Source organism: Pseudomonas sp. Pse1 (assembly GCF_024519635.1).
Taxonomy (GTDB): Bacteria; Pseudomonadota; Gammaproteobacteria; order Pseudomonadales; family Pseudomonadaceae; genus Aquipseudomonas.
In genome coordinates this window covers 10,133-24,957 of the sequence record NZ_JALJRO010000030.1, presented here as the reverse complement: position 1 = coordinate 24,957, position 14,825 = coordinate 10,133, and the positions used below count along the sequence as shown (strand labels likewise).

Sequence of the window (14,825 nt, the reverse complement as noted above, 5' to 3'; positions counted from 1 at the left end):
CCAATGATTGTCGTGGAAAAACTGACAAAGCAGTTCAAGGGTCACGTGGTGCTCAACGGCATCGACCTTGAGATCAAGGAAGGCGAAGTGGTCGCCATCATTGGCCCCAGCGGATCGGGCAAGACCACGTTCCTGCGCTGCCTGAATTTTCTCGAAGAGCCCAGCAGCGGGCGAATCAAGGTCGGCGACATCGAGATCGATGGCAGTCGACCGCTGAGCAAACAGCAAAACCAGGTGCGCACCCTGCGCCAGCATGTGGGCTTCGTGTTCCAGAATTTCAACCTGTTCCCCCACCGCACGGCCCTGGAAAACGTCACCGAAGGGCCGCTGGTGGTAAAGAAAGTCCCTCGCGAACAAGCCTTGGCACTGGGTCGCAAGCTGTTAGCCAAGGTTGGTCTGGCGGGCAAGGAGGACGCCTACCCAAGGCGCCTGTCCGGCGGTCAACAACAACGCGTGGCCATCGCCCGGGCGCTGGCCATGGAACCCGAGGTGATCCTCTTCGACGAACCGACTTCAGCACTGGATCCGGAACTGGTGGGCGAAGTCCTGGCCACCATTCGTGGCCTGGCCGAAGAAAACCGCACCATGGTCATCGTCACCCATGAAATGGCATTTGCCCGCGACGTGGCCAATCGAGTGGTGTTTTTCGACAAAGGCGTGATCGTCGAACAGGGAGAAGCCAAAGCTTTGTTTGCCAACCCAAAAGAAGAGCGAACACGGCAGTTCCTCAGCAAGTTTCTTAACGCATGAAGCACTAAACCCTCGTCCACAACACTCTCTAAGCCCCTCATTCTCCACGGATGGAAATGACGTTTAACGAAACAATAAAGCCTGAAACCCTTCCAACTTCTCTCTGTACATCCTCACCATAAATAGATACCACTCCCTCCACCGACATGTGCCGTAACTTGGCACAGGCGCGGTTGCTTCCAGCGAGCAAAGTCCCCGCACAATCTGGCTTCCGGCCGACGCACCACGAAGAAATTGCCAGGCCTGCCGTACGCTAAACAACCCCTACATGTAAGAAAACTCTGATTATCGGAACCCCTGGCGTACTCCCAAGTTATCTCTATTGACTGCTTGTCGAGCGCACTTTTATCTATTCGTCGATGGGGTCCCAACCTGGCTTAGCAACTTCCCCACGCTTCAACCGATATGAACTAACAAACTTTCGAAATGGACTTCGCAGCGGTACTTCAAGGAGATACACCTATGACCTGCCTGTCGACCCACATTGAACTGTCGACCCCCTGCCTGGCGCAGTCTCCAGGATCAGCCATCAATCTCGCCTCAGCCGCCCATTTGCTAATCGAGATCCCGCCCTGCGCCTGTATGGACGAAGGCGACTTGATCGAATTGTTCTGGGACAACTGCTACGTCGCCTCGCGGATGCTCTGCCGCGAGGACATCGGCCACCCGGTGAGCCTGCGGATTCCGGAGAGCTTCATCCACAACGGCCAGTCGCAGGTTCACTATCGACTGATGCAGGTCGGACAGCATCCGGCAACCTCACCGGCCAGACAGCTGGAGGCCAAGCTGGACTGCCCCGGCGGCCAGCCGCTGAGTGAATGCGCCGAGGAGAATCAACGCCTGAAGCCGCTGATCATTCCGCTGATGATTGCCCGCCACGGGGTCAATGTGAACCAGATCAGGCGTGGCGTACCCCTGACCATCGCGCCTTATCTGAACATGGCAGCGCAAGACTCCATCACCCTGCGTTGGGGCGATGTGCGCATGGACCTGCCCACGATTGCGCCCGATGAGGTTGGCCAGCCCATTCATGTCTGGGTGCCGCCAGAGGTGATCAGCGAAGCCGGTGAGGACAATCGGCTCGAAGTCACCTATTGCATCCTCGACCGGGTCGGCAATAACTCACGCTGGGCCCCCAGCCGCACGCTGAAGGTCGGTGACAGCGATCCCGGCCTGAAGTCGCTGTGCCAATCCGCCCTGCGCAATGGCACCGCTCACTCGAAAAGAAAGCAACGCTGACCTTCTATGTATATTCCCAAAAGTTAGTTCATTTATTTTTTATAAGTCATTAAGGTATATAAACCGGACCACCGGACATTCTTGAATTTGATTACGCCGCATCGCGCGGCTTATCCATGAGATGTGAGGTAGGTATGGTCCGGAACCCAATCACCCCAGCCAGGGCATTGCGTGCAGCCAAGGAGTGGCAGTGATGTCCAATCTGGCCGAAGCAACTATCCAGAGCGATCTGGACGTCTCCCCGGCATTGTTGCCTGCACAGGTGCTGAGCAACGATGCCGAGGCTCTCGAAGCCGCCCGCCAACTCGCCGCAGTCGCCCGCCAGCAAGCCGCGCGACGCGATCAGCAGCGCAAATTACCCTGGGCCGAGATCGAGCAATTCACCCGCAGTGGCCTGGGCAGCATCACCCTGGGCAAGGCCTTCGGTGGCCCCGAAATTTCCCATGTCACCCTGGCTGAAGTCTTCGCGATCATCAGCGCGGCGGACCCGGCCCTGGGACAAATTCCGCAAAACCAGTTCGGCATCCTCAACCTGCTGCAGCAGGTCGCCAGCGAAGTGCAAAAACAGCAGTTGTTCCGCAGCGTGCTCGATGGCTGGCGCATCGGCAATGCCGGGCCGGAACGCGGCAGCAAGAACACCCTGGAGCTCAAGGCCCGTATCACCGCCGACGGTGATGGATTTGTCCTCAATGGCGAAAAGTTCTACTCAACGGGTGCCCTGTTCGCTCACTGGGTCGCCGTCAAGGCACTGAATGATGAAGGCCGCCAGGTGATGGCGTTCGTGCGGCGCGGTACCCCGGGCTTGCGCATTGTCGATGACTGGTCCGGCTTCGGCCAGCGCACCACCGCCAGCGGCACCGTGCTGCTGAACGAAGTGCGCGTCGACGCAGAGCTCGTGGTCGAGACCTGGCGGATCAATGACACGCCGAACATCCAGGGCGCAGTCTCGCAATTGATCCAGGCCGCCATCGACCTCGGCATTGCCCGTGGCGCGTTGGATGACGCCATCGAATTCGTCCGCACCCGCGCCCGGCCCTGGATCGACGCCAAGGTCGAGCGTGCCAGCGATGACCTCTACGTGATCGCCGATATCGGCAAGCTGAAGATCGAGCTGCACGCCGCCGAGGCCTTGCTGCGCAACGCCGGCAAAGTCCTCGACCAGGTCAAGGCCGCGCCGGTCACCGCAGCCGCCGCGGCTCGCGCTTCGATTGCCGTCGCCGAGGCCAAGGTCCTGACCACCGAGATCTCGCTGCTGGCCAGCGAAAAGCTGTTCGAACTGGCAGGCAGTCGCGCCACCCTCGCCGAGTTCAATCTCGACCGTCACTGGCGCAACGCCCGGGTGCACACCCTGCACGACCCGGTGCGCTGGAAGTACCACGCCGTGGGTAACTATCACCTCAACGGCACCCTGCCCAACCGGCATTCCTGGATCTGACCGACCAGACCTCTGGAGAGAAAAACATGACGTACTCCCCCTCAGTCGCGGTCATTACCAGCGATGAACAAGCCCTTATTGTCGCCAGCGACCTGGCCGAAGACTTCCAGCGCGACAGCGCCCTGCGCGACCGCGAACGCCGTCTGCCGCACCCGGAGCTGGAAGTGTTTTCCCGCTCGGGCCTGTGGGGCATCAGCGTGCCGAAAGAATACGGTGGCGCCGGCGTCTCCAACGTCACCCTGGCCAAGGTCATCGCGCTCATCGCCCAGGCGGACGGCTCCCTCGGACAGATCCCGCAGAATCATTTCTATGCCCTCGAAGTGCTGCGGGTGAACGGCAGCGAGGCGCAGAAAAAACGCCTGTATGCCGAGGTCCTCGCCGGACAACGCTTCGGCAACGCCCTGGCTGAACTGGGCACCAAAACCGCCCATGATCGCCTGACCCGCTTGAGCCAGGACGGCAGCGGCTATCGCATCAACGGACGCAAGTTCTACGCCACCGGCGCGATCTACGCGCAGCGAATTCCGACGTCGGTGGTCGATGAGCACGGCGTCCAGCACCTGGCGTTTGTCCCGCGTGACAGTCAGGGCCTGAGCGTGATCGACGACTGGAGCGGTTTCGGCCAGCGCACCACCGGAAGCGGCTCGGTGGTGTTCGAGGACGTCTACGTCGCGGCAGATGATGTGATCCCTTTCCAGAGCGCGTTCGAGCGACCGACCACCGTCGGCCCGCTGGCGCAGATTCTCCATGCTGCCATCGACACCGGTATCGCCCGCGCCGCCTACGAAGACGCGCTGCATTTCGTGCGCACCAAGACTCGCCCCTGGATCGACTCCGGCCATGACCAGGCGACTGCCGACCCATTGACCATCAAAAGCTTCGGCCACCTGAGCATTCGCTTGCACGCCAGCGAAGCCCTGCTGGAACGTGCTGGCGAGTTTCTCGACCTGGCCCAGGCCAACACCGACGCACAGAGCGTCGCGGCGGCCTCGATTGCCGTGGCCGAGGCCCGCGCCATCAGCACCGAGATCTCGCTGCAAGCCGGCAGCACTCTGTTCGAATTGGCCGGCAGCCGGGCGACCCTGGCCGAACATGGCCTTGATCGCCACTGGCGCAACGCCCGCGTGCACACCTTGCACGATCCGGTGCGCTGGAAGTACCACGCCGTCGGCAATTACTACCTCAATCAGGAAAATCCGCCACTGCGAGGGACGATCTGATGAGCGTCCAGCCAGCCCGGAAAAAAATTCTCCTCAATGCGTTCAACATGAACTGCATCGGCCACATCAATCACGGCCTATGGACCCATCCACGGGACAATTCGACCCAGTACAAGAGCGTCGAATACTGGACCGAACTCGCTCAGTTGCTGGAGCGCGGTTTGTTCGATGGCCTGTTCATCGCCGACATTGTCGGGGTCTATGACGTCTACCAGCAGTCGGTCGATGTGACGTTGCAGGAGTCGATCCAGTTGCCGGTCAACGACCCGTTGCTGCTGGTCTCGGCCATGGCTGCGGTGACAAAAAATCTCGGCTTCGGCCTGACCGCCAACCTGACTTACGAACCGCCCTATTTGTTCGCCCGGCGCCTGTCCACCCTCGATCACCTGAGCCGTGGACGGGTGGGCTGGAACATCGTCACCGGATACCTCGACAGCGCCGCCAAGGCCATGGGCTTGCAAGAGCAGGTCGAACATGACCGGCGCTACGACCAGGCCGACGAATACCTGCAGGTGCTCTACAAACTCTGGGAAGGCAGCTGGGAAAACGATGCGGTGCTGAATGACCGCGAACAGCGGGTTTATGCCCAACCCGACAAGGTGCACAAGGTCGAGCACCGTGGCGAGTTCTATCAGGTCGAGGGTTATCACCTGTGCGAACCCTCGCCGCAGCGCACCCCGGTGCTGTTCCAGGCCGGCAGTTCGGCGCGCGGTTTGCAGTTCGCCGGGCAGCACGCCGAATGCGTGTTCATCAGCGGGCAAACCAAGGCCTCGACCAAGGCCCAGGTGGACAAGGTTCGCGCCAGCGCCTTGAGTGCGGGGCGTAACCCCGAGGACATCAAGGTATTCATGGGCTTGAACGTGATAGTCGGTGCCAGCGAAGAGGCGGCCTGGGCCAAGCATGCCGAGTACCTTAGCTATGCCAGCGCCGAAGCCGGCGTCGCGCATTTCTCGGCATCCACGGGCATCGATTTTTCCGAGTACGAACTCGACGAGCCGATCCAGTACGTCAAGAGCAATGCTATCCAGTCCGCAACCCAGCACCTGAAAAACAACGACTGGACCCGGCGTAAATTGCTCGAACAACACGCCCTCGGTGGGCGCTACATCACCCTGGTCGGCTCCCCGGAGCAGGTCGCCGACGAACTGGAATCGTGGATCGCCGAAACCGGCCTGGACGGCTTCAACCTGACGCGCATCGTCTCCCCGGAAAGCTACGTGGACTTTATCGAGCTGGTGATTCCCGAATTGCAGCGCAGGGGGTCGTACAAGACTGCTTATGAGCAAGGGACGTTTCGCGAAAAGCTGTTCCAGGAACAAGCGCAATTGCCTGACCGACATACGGGCGCGACCTTCAGACGCTAAGCGCTTCGCGGGCAAGCGCGCTCCTACAAGGGTTAGGTGAACTGTGTAGGAGCGAGCCTGCTCGCGATGAGGCCCCACCAGACACCCAAAATTCATGCACTGACTGGAAAAACCAACATGACCAAAACCTACCTCACCCACCCAGTCAAAGCACTGGCCCTGGCCCTCGGCCTCTTCAGCTCGGCAGTCTTCGCCGCCGACGCCCCTCTGAAAGTCGGCACCACCGCCGCCTTCGCCATTCCCCTTGAAGCCGCCGTCGAAGAAGCCGGCAAGCAAGGCCTGAAAGTCGAGCTGGTGGAGTTCAGCGACTGGATCGCGCCCAACGTCAGCCTTGCTTCCGGGGATATCGACGTGAATTACTTCCAGCACATCCCCTTCCTGGAAAACGCCAAGGCGGCCGCCGGTTTTGACCTTGTGCCGTTCGCGCCGGGGATCATCAACAACGTCGGCCTGTACTCGAAGAAATACAAAAGCTTCGACGAGTTGCCCGAAGGCGCCAGCGTGGCGATCGCCAACGACCCGATCAACAGCGGTCGCGGCCTGCAGTTGCTGGCCAAGGCCGGTCTGATTACGCTCAAGCAAGGTGTTGGCTACAAAGCCACTGAAGACGACATCGTCGCCAACCCGAAGAAGATCAAGATTCTCCAGGTCGAGGCTGTGCAACTGGTCCGTGCCTATGACGACGCCGATCTGGTCCAGGGCTATCCGGCCTACATTCGCCTGGCCAAGACTTTCGACGCCGGCTCGGCGCTGCTGTTCGACGGCCTCGATCACAAGGAATACGTGATCCAGTTCGTGATCCAGCCGGACCACAAGACCGACCCGCGCCTGATCAAGTTCGTCGACATCTACCAACACTCGCCCGCCGTGCGCGCCGCCCTCGACAAGGCCCACGGCAAGCTCTACCAAGCCGGCTGGGAAAGCTGAGGATGAATGCCGCGAGCCAACGGCGACTGGAAATTCCAGAGCCCCTTTCGGCGGTGCGTAGCGAGCTGCACCCCGAGCTTAATCACGCCCACGTGCGCTTCGTCGGCCTGGGCAAGACCTACAACGGCCAGCAGGGTCCGGTCGCGGCGCTGCAGGGCATCGACCTGGCGATCCAGCGTGGCGAGGTGTTCGGCATCATCGGCCGCAGCGGCGCCGGCAAGTCGTCGCTGATCCGCACCATCAACCGCCTTGAGCAACCGACTTCAGGTCGGGTGCTGATTGATCAGGTCGACATTGGCGAGTTCGACGAAGACCGGCTGGTGGCGCTACGACGACGCATCGGCATGATCTTCCAGCACTTCAACCTGATGTCGGCCAAGACCGTCTGGCAGAACGTCGAGCTGCCGCTCAAGGTGGCGGGCGTGGCCAAGGCCGAGCGGGAAAAAAAGGTCCGGGAACTGCTTGAGCTGGTGGGCCTGCAGGAGAAACACAAGGCTTACCCGGCACAGCTCTCCGGCGGCCAGAAACAGCGCGTCGGCATCGCTCGCGCGTTGGTCCATGACCCGCAGATCCTGCTGTGCGACGAGGCCACTTCCGCGCTCGATCCGGAGACCACCCAGTCGATTCTCGGCCTGTTGCGCGAGATCAATCAGCGCCTGGGCCTGACCATCGTCCTGATCACCCACGAGATGGCGGTGATCCGCGACATCTGCGACCGGGTGGTGGTGCTCGAACATGGGCGCATCGTCGAACAGGGTCCGGTCTGGGAAGTGTTCGGCAACCCACAACACGAGGTCAGCAAAACCCTGCTGACGCCGCTGCAACACGCCCTGCCGGCTGAACTGCAGAACCGTTTGCACACTCAGCCACCCTCGGCGGATGCCGCTGTGGTGCTGCGCCTGCAATTGACTGGCAGCAGCGCCGACGAGCCCGATCTCGCTGCGCTGTTCAGCGCCCTGGGTGGTCGTGTGCGGCTGCTGCAGGGTGGGGTCGAACGGATCCAGGGGCATGCCCTGGGGCAACTGCTGCTGGCGGTCACCGGCTCGCCGCACACGGCCGATGCACTGCGCCAGCGCGCCGGCAATTGGGCACAACAGGTGGAGGTACTGGGTTATGTGGTTTGATCGCTTGCTGCAAGGTTTCATCGACACCTTCCTGATGGTCGGCGTGTCGTCGCTGATCGCCCTGCTGGCGGGGATTCCGTTGGCGGTGATCCTGGTCACCAGCGCCAAGGGCGGGATCTACGAAGCACCGACGCTGAACCGCGCGCTGGGCGCCTTCGTCAACCTGTTCCGCTCGATTCCGTTCCTGATCCTGATGGTCGCGCTGATCCCCTTTACCCGCCTGATCGTCGGCACCACCTATGGTGTCTGGGCCGCCGTGGTGCCACTGACCATTGCAGCCACACCGTTTTTTGCGCGAATAGCCGAAGTGAGTTTGCGCGAGGTCGATCACGGGCTGATTGAGGCGGCACAGGCCATGGGCTGCCGGCGCTGGCACATCATCCGCCACGTATTGTTGCCCGAGGCACTGCCGGGGATCGTCGGCGGTTTCACCATTACCCTGGTGACCATGATCAACTCATCGGCGATGGCCGGGGCCATTGGCGCCGGTGGATTGGGAGACATCGCCTACCGCTATGGCTACCAGCGTTTCGACAGCCAGATCATGCTGACCGTGATTGTGTTGCTGGTGATTCTGGTGGCCGTAATCCAGCTCGGCGGCGACCGATTGGCGCGGGTGCTGAACAAGCGCTGAGCGACGAAAAGCGCTTATAGTCGCAGGCAACTCCCTTGCCTGCGCAGCCGATCATGAAACACACCGACGCCGACCTCGAACAGATCACCCGCACCACTCTGGGCCATTACAACTCGGTGGCCGAAGGCTTTCGCGAAGGGACTCGCGATCACGACGTCAGCCAGAACATCGCGGCGCTGCTGCGTCATATCAACGCCACGGCGCCCTTCACCCTGCTGGATTTCGGCTGTGGCCCGGGGCGTGACTTACAAACCTTCACCCGCATGGGCCATGTTGCCGTGGGCCTGGATGGCTCTGCCGAGTTCGCCCGAATGGCCCGCGAGGACAGCGGCTGTGAAGTCTGGCAGCAGGACTTCCTCAAACTCGAGTTACCCCGCGAACACTTCGACGGGATTTTTGCCAACGCCGTGCTGTTCCACATCCCGCTGCAGGAACTGCCACGGGTGCTGCGACAGCTGCACGCGACGCTGAAACCGGGGGGCGTGTTGTTCAGTTCCAATCCGCGCGGTGACAACCAGGAAGGCTGGAACGGGCCGCGTTATGGGTCGTATCACGATCTGCAGGCGTGGCAGCAGTTGCTGACCGAGGCAGGGTTTGTCGAGCTGGAGCACTACTACCGCCCGGCAGGGCTACCGCGTGAGCAGCAGCCGTGGTTGGCGAGTGTTTGGCGCAAGGTGGTGTAATCAACTCGCACATCGCGGGCAAGCCCGCGATGTGCGCAGCACGCGATTTATGCGGCTTGTTGGCTCGGCTCCTTGATCTTGTACCAGGCCACATACAGCGCCGGCAGGAACAACAGGGTCAGCAAGGTAGCCGCCACAATCCCGCCGATCATCGCGTAGGCCATCGGCCCCCAGAACACCTCCCTGGCAATCGGAATCATGCCCATGCTCGCCGCAGCGGCCGTGAGCAGAATCGGTCGCCGTCGGTGTTCGGTGGCCTGCACCACCGCATCCCAGGGCGTCGAGCCATTGCGTTCGAATTCGTCGATCTGGGTCACCAGGATCACCGAGTTACGGATGATGATACCGATCAACGCCAGAATCCCGAGGATCGCCACAAAGCCCATGGGCGTGCCCGTCGGCACCAGCGCCAACACCACGCCGATCAAGCCCAGCGGCGCGACGCTGACCACCAGGAACAGCTTCTGCACGCTGTGCAACTGGATCATCAGGAAGGTCGCCATCAAGAACACCATCAACGGCAGCACCTTGGCGATCGGCCCCTGGGCCTTGGCGCTGGACTCCACCGTACCGCCTGTTTCCACGGTGTAACCGGCTGGCAACGCCGCGGCGAACTCGTTGATCTTCGGCTCGAGCAGGCGCACCAGGTCCGTGGGCTGGATCTCGTCGCGCACCGCCGCCTTTACCGTGATCGTCGGCTTGCGATCACGGCGCCACACCAGTGGTTGCTCCAGTTCATAACGCACCGTGGCAAACGCCAGCAGCGGAATCGAGGTGCCGCTCGGGGTGACGATCTGCAGGTTTTGCAGGGTCTTGGTGCTGCCCCGTTCGGAATCCACGGCCCGCCCAATCACGTTGATCAGGTAAATATCGTCGTCGACCTGAGTCACGGTCGAGCCGCTGACAATGCCGTTCATCAAGCTGGCGACGTCTTCGGATGACAAGCCGAACTGACGCGCCTTGTCCTGCGCAATATCGACGCGCAACACCTTGCCCGGCTCGTTCCAGTCGAAAATGATCTCGCCGATGTGCGAGTTCTTGTCTAGCTCAGCGGCCAGGTCGATGGCATGTTTGCGCACCATATCGACGTCCTTGCCACTGAGCCGGTACTGGATCGGACGCCCTACCGGCGGGCCCATTTCCAGTGCCTGGACGTAGCTGCCGATGCCAACGAAATCCTTGCGCAGGCGTTCGCGCAGGCGCTGGCTGAGCATCTCGCGAGCCTTGAAGTCCTTGCTGACGATCACCAATTGCGCGTAGTACGGGTTCTGCAATTGCTGGTCGAGCGGCAGGTAGAAACGGATCGCGCCCTGGCCGATGTAGCTGCTCCAGCGCACGATGTCCGGGTCACCCTTGAGCGTGGCCTCGAGGCGATCGACCGCCTTGCGCGTTTCCTCCAGCGAAGCGTTTTGCGGCAGGTTCAGGTCGACCAGAATTTCCGGCCGGTCCGAGGCCGGGAAGAACTGATTCTGCACAAAGCGCATGGAGAACAGCGCCAGGGCGAAGCACAGCACGGTGATGCCGATGGCCCACCAGCGATTGCGCATGCTCCACAGCAAGCCGTTGTTGAACGCCCGACCGACCCGCCCGGGTTCGGTGGAGTGGGCTTTGACCTTGGTGCTGAGGATATGCACGCCGATCACCGGGGCAAACAGCACCGCCACGATCCAGGACACGATCATCGCCACCGCAATCACCGCGAACAGGGTGAAGGTGTACTCACCGGCCGAACTGGCGTTGAGGCCGATCGGCACAAAACCGGCGACGGTGACCAGGGTCCCGGTGAGCATCGGGAACGCCGTCGAGGTGTAGGCAAAGGTCGCCGCCTGCTCCTTGGTGTCGCCCATCTCCAGACGCGAGACCATCATCTCCACGGTGATCATCGCATCGTCCACCAACAGCCCGAGGGCGATGATCAAGGCGCCGAGGGAAATCCGCTGCATGGTGATGCCGCTGTATTCCATGAACACAAAGACCATCGCCAGCACCAGCGGAATCGAGCAGGCCACCACCAGCCCGGCACGCACCCCGAGACTGATGAAGCTGACCACGAGCACGATGATCACTGCCTCGAACAAGGCGCTGGTGAAGCCACCGACCGCTTCTTCCACCACTTGCGCCTGGTCGGAAACGACATGGATGCCGATGCCCACCGGCAGGTCGGCGGTCAGTTGGTTCATGCGTGCGTGCAGCGACTTGCCGAATTCCTGGATGTTGCCACCAGCCTTCATGTTGATCGCCAGGCCAATGGCAGGCTCGCCGTTGAAGCGGAACATCGGCGCCGGTGGGTCAACGTAGCCACGGGTAATTTCGGCAATATCGGCCAGGCGGTAGAAGCGGTCGTTGAGTCGCAGGTTGACGGCTTGCAGGTCCTTTTCCGAGACAAACTGCCCGGAGGTACGCACGGAAATACGCTCGGGACCGGCCTCGATCACCCCCGCCGGGGTCACCGCGTTCTGCGATTGCAGGCTCTGCAGCACCTGGCGCTGGTCGAGGCCCAGGGCCGCCAGTTTGCGGGTCGAGAAGTTCAGGTACAGCACCTCGTCCTGCTGGCCGACCATCTCGATCTTGCCCAGCCCTGGCACGCTATGAATCTCCAGGCGGGCCTGCTCGACGTAGTCGCGCAACTGGCGCATCGTCAAGCCGTCAGCGGTAAACGCATAAACCGAACCGTAGACGTCACCGAACTCGTCGTTGAACGAAGGCCCCTGGATGCCGGAGGGGAAGCTGCCACGGATATCGCCGATCTTCTTGCGCACCTGGTACCAGATATCCGGAATGGACTCGGCCGGCGTGGTGTCGAGCAAGTTCACATACACCGTCGACTCGCCCGGACGGGTGTAGCTTTTCACATAGTCGAGGGAGTCCAGCTCTTCGAGCTTTTTCTCGATCCGGTCAGTGACCTGTTTGAGGGTTTCATCCTGGGTCGCGCCCGGCCAGCGGGTCTGGATCACCATGGTTTTGATGGCAAACGACGGATCTTCCTCGCGCCCCAGGTTGAGGTAGGAGAACACCCCCATCAACAAGGCGACGAACATCAGGTACCAGACGAATGACTGATGCTTCAGAGCCCATTCGGATAAGTTGAAACTCCCTTTCATTGCGGGCTTCCTTCGTCGATTTTGACTGTTTGTCCGGGTTTCAGGCTGTGCACCCCGGCAGTGACCACGCGCTCACCCTGGCTCACGCCACCGGCAAGCGTCGCGCTGCCGCCGCTGCGGCTGATAACGGTGATGTCCCGAGGCGAAACGGTCTTCGTCGCAGGGTCGACGACCCAGATGCGCGGCTTGCCATCCACGTCCTGCAGGGCCGTCAACGGCAGTTCGACTCGCGGCGCGACGCTCGAGCTGAGACTGACCCTGATCGAAGTGCCGAGGCGAAAGCCCGGCGGGGTCTCGGCCAAGGTCAGGCGCGCACGTCGGGTGCGGGTGGCGCTTTCAGCCTGAGGTTCGATTTCACGGACCACAGCCGTGGTATGGATGCTCGGGTCCAGTTGTGCCGTCACCTCAAACACCACATCGGCCGGCAACTGTTCGGCAAGCTCCGCCGGCAAGTCGATCACTGCTTCCTTGATGTCCGGACGCGCCAGGGTGACCACCTGCTGACCGGCTGTCACCACTTGCCCGGCCTCCGCACTCCAGGCGGTGATGACCGCCGCGTGATCGGCACGCAACTCGGTGTACGACAATTGATCACGGGCCTGGTCGACCGCGGCCTTGGCCTGATCCATCGAAGCCTGGGTGGTTTTCAGGTCGGTGTTGGCCGTGTCCAGTTGCGCCTGGGCACCGACGCCTTTATTGAACAACTCCTGTTGTCGCCGAGCCGTGGCCTGAGCATTGATCAGTTGCGCCTGGATCTGCGCCAGGCTGCCCTCGGCGGCGCGCAACTGGTTCTGTTGATCGGTCGGATCGAGGGTTGCCAGCAACGTACCAGCGCTGACCTCGCTGCCGACGTCAACACTGCGACTGGCAATACGTCCGCCCACGCGAAACCCGGTATTGCTCTCATAACGCGCCTGGATACTCCCGGCAAATCGCCCCAGATCCTGCTGCCCCATCGCCTCGACCACCACCGAGAGGACCGGGCGAATCGGTGCCGGCGGTTCTTCCTGTTTCGAACAAGCCACCAGTAACAGGCCCGCCGACATTACTAACAAACGCTTCATGGCAGGCTCTCCGAGCTTTTATCAGACGGCGAGGCGATCTCCACCAGAACCCCCGGATGGAGCAGTTGCCCCCCGGCCGTGACTACCTTCTGCCCCGGCGTCAGACCGTCGCGAATCAGCACGCTGCCAGTCTGGTAGCGTCCAACCTGAACCGCATGCAGGCTTGCCTTGCCCTCGTCGTCCACCAGCCATACCGCCGGTTCATGGATTTTTTTGGTCAGGGACGACCATGGCAACTCGACGACCTTCTGCGCCGCGACATTGCCGGTGGCGCTGACCACCGAGCCCAGGCGCATGCCTGCGGGCAGCTCCTTGAGCGCCACCTTGACCTGCACCGTGCCGGTTTGCGCCGACACCGAGGGGGTCACTTCACGCACCGTGCCGGTGACCTGGATCTTTGGGTTGTCCAGCAGGCTGACCACAATATCCTTGGCGCTGGGCGCCTCCATCAGCAGCGATTCGTAAACGTTGAACACCGCATCCCGTTCGCCATCGCGGGCCAGGCTGAACACCGGCACCGTGGCCTGCACCACCTGACCAACTTCAGCCTGACGAGCCGTGATCACGCCGGGGGCATCGGCCACCAGCGCGGCATAACTCAGTTGATCGCGGGCGTTGGCCAGTTGCGCCTGAGCCGCCACCAGGGCGCTCTTGCTGCTGAGCAAGGCGGCCTTGGCCGAGTCGTATTCGCTCTGGCTGGTGTAGCCCTTGGGCAGGAGTTTTTCCTGACGCACGAACGCCGCCGCCATCTGTGTGACGCGCGCCTGCTCGGCAACCACTTGAGCCTGGGCCGAGTCGACATTGGTCTGCAGGTCCTTGGGATCAAGGCGGGCCAGGACCTGATTAGCCGTCACCCGGTCGCCGACATCCACCGTGCGCTGGATGATCTTGCCCGCGACGCGGAAGGACAGATCGGTCTGCACCCGCGCCTGAATATCCCCGGTCAGCGTCACCGACGCCGCAAAATCAGCGGGTTTGACCTCTTGTACAAACACCCTCGGGCGTTCTTTTTCTACTACCGGCTTGTCGTTGCATGCGGTCAGCAACCCACAGAGACTCAGGTAAACGATGAACTTCATTGCGGGACCAGTCATGCAAGCTCCTTTGCTTGTTTCCTACAATTGCGCGACGTACGACCGATGAGCTTAGATCAGGGAAGACACAGCGCCTGCAGCCATTGAAAAATCAATGCAAACTGCACGAATTAAACAGTCCGGATCATGACATTCAGCATCGATTGCTTGGTGTCCGACATCAAAACCCGGCCACATTTCCCGTCGCGCA

The 14,825-nt window shown here is 61.5% G+C and carries 12 protein-coding genes; 9 read left to right on the top strand and 3 right to left on the bottom strand.

Annotated elements, in window-relative coordinates:
* Positions 1-3: 3 nt before the first annotated feature.
* The 9 genes from tcyN to NR126_RS26710 all read left to right on the top strand — a co-directional run bounded on the left by tcyN (position 4) and on the right by NR126_RS26710 (position 9,376).
* Positions 4-750 (top strand): L-cystine ABC transporter ATP-binding protein TcyN, encoded by a 747-nt coding sequence (gene tcyN / locus NR126_RS26750; protein ID WP_256832366.1) that lies wholly within the window; start codon positions 4-6, stop codon positions 748-750.
* Positions 751-1,212: 462 nt separating this feature from the next.
* Positions 1,213-1,989, top strand: a complete 777-nt coding sequence (locus NR126_RS26745; RefSeq protein ID WP_027617248.1) for a hypothetical protein — start codon at positions 1,213-1,215, stop codon at positions 1,987-1,989.
* A 193-nt stretch (positions 1,990-2,182) separates the two neighbouring features.
* Positions 2,183-3,424 (top strand): SfnB family sulfur acquisition oxidoreductase, encoded by a 1,242-nt coding sequence (locus NR126_RS26740; RefSeq protein WP_027617247.1) that lies wholly within the window; start codon positions 2,183-2,185, stop codon positions 3,422-3,424.
* A gap of 26 nt (positions 3,425-3,450) precedes the next feature.
* Complete coding sequence (locus NR126_RS26735) at positions 3,451-4,644, top strand: SfnB family sulfur acquisition oxidoreductase (protein WP_105754114.1); 1,194 nt, start codon at positions 3,451-3,453, stop codon at positions 4,642-4,644.
* Positions 4,644-6,008, top strand: a complete 1,365-nt coding sequence (locus tag NR126_RS26730) for an LLM class flavin-dependent oxidoreductase (RefSeq protein WP_033865997.1) — start codon at positions 4,644-4,646, stop codon at positions 6,006-6,008. The genes NR126_RS26735 and NR126_RS26730 overlap by 1 nt, the downstream gene beginning before the upstream one ends.
* A gap of 117 nt (positions 6,009-6,125) precedes the next feature.
* Positions 6,126-6,935, top strand: coding sequence for a MetQ/NlpA family ABC transporter substrate-binding protein (locus tag NR126_RS26725; protein ID WP_027617244.1), 810 nt, complete (start codon positions 6,126-6,128; stop codon positions 6,933-6,935).
* Between the two features lie 2 nt (positions 6,936-6,937).
* Positions 6,938-8,059, top strand: coding sequence for a methionine ABC transporter ATP-binding protein (locus NR126_RS26720; protein WP_105754115.1), 1,122 nt, complete (start codon positions 6,938-6,940; stop codon positions 8,057-8,059).
* The gene (locus NR126_RS26715; protein WP_105754116.1) at positions 8,049-8,693 is read left to right on the top strand and encodes a methionine ABC transporter permease; all 645 of its coding nucleotides are present in this window, start codon (positions 8,049-8,051) and stop codon (positions 8,691-8,693) included. Before NR126_RS26720 ends, NR126_RS26715 begins: the two co-directional genes overlap by 11 nt.
* 53 nt (positions 8,694-8,746) lie before the next feature.
* Positions 8,747-9,376 carry a bifunctional 2-polyprenyl-6-hydroxyphenol methylase/3-demethylubiquinol 3-O-methyltransferase UbiG gene (locus NR126_RS26710; RefSeq protein WP_027617241.1) on the top strand — a complete coding sequence of 210 codons (630 nt, stop codon included), beginning with the start codon at positions 8,747-8,749 and terminating at the stop codon, positions 9,374-9,376.
* 47 nt (positions 9,377-9,423) lie between these two features.
* Here NR126_RS26710 and NR126_RS26705 read toward each other — a convergent pair whose 3' ends face one another.
* The 3 genes from NR126_RS26705 to NR126_RS26695 are packed head-to-tail and all read right to left on the bottom strand — an operon-like array spanning position 9,424 to position 14,635.
* Positions 9,424-12,477 (bottom strand): efflux RND transporter permease subunit, encoded by a 3,054-nt coding sequence (locus NR126_RS26705; protein WP_027617240.1) that lies wholly within the window; start codon positions 12,475-12,477, stop codon positions 9,424-9,426.
* Entirely contained in the window at positions 12,474-13,541 is a 1,068-nt protein-coding gene (locus tag NR126_RS26700; RefSeq protein WP_256832365.1) for an efflux RND transporter periplasmic adaptor subunit, read from the bottom strand. Before NR126_RS26700 ends, NR126_RS26705 begins: the two co-directional genes overlap by 4 nt.
* Positions 13,538-14,635, bottom strand: a complete 1,098-nt coding sequence (locus tag NR126_RS26695; protein WP_027617238.1) for an efflux RND transporter periplasmic adaptor subunit — start codon at positions 14,633-14,635, stop codon at positions 13,538-13,540. Before NR126_RS26695 ends, NR126_RS26700 begins: the two co-directional genes overlap by 4 nt.
* Positions 14,636-14,825: the final 190 nt, after the last annotated feature.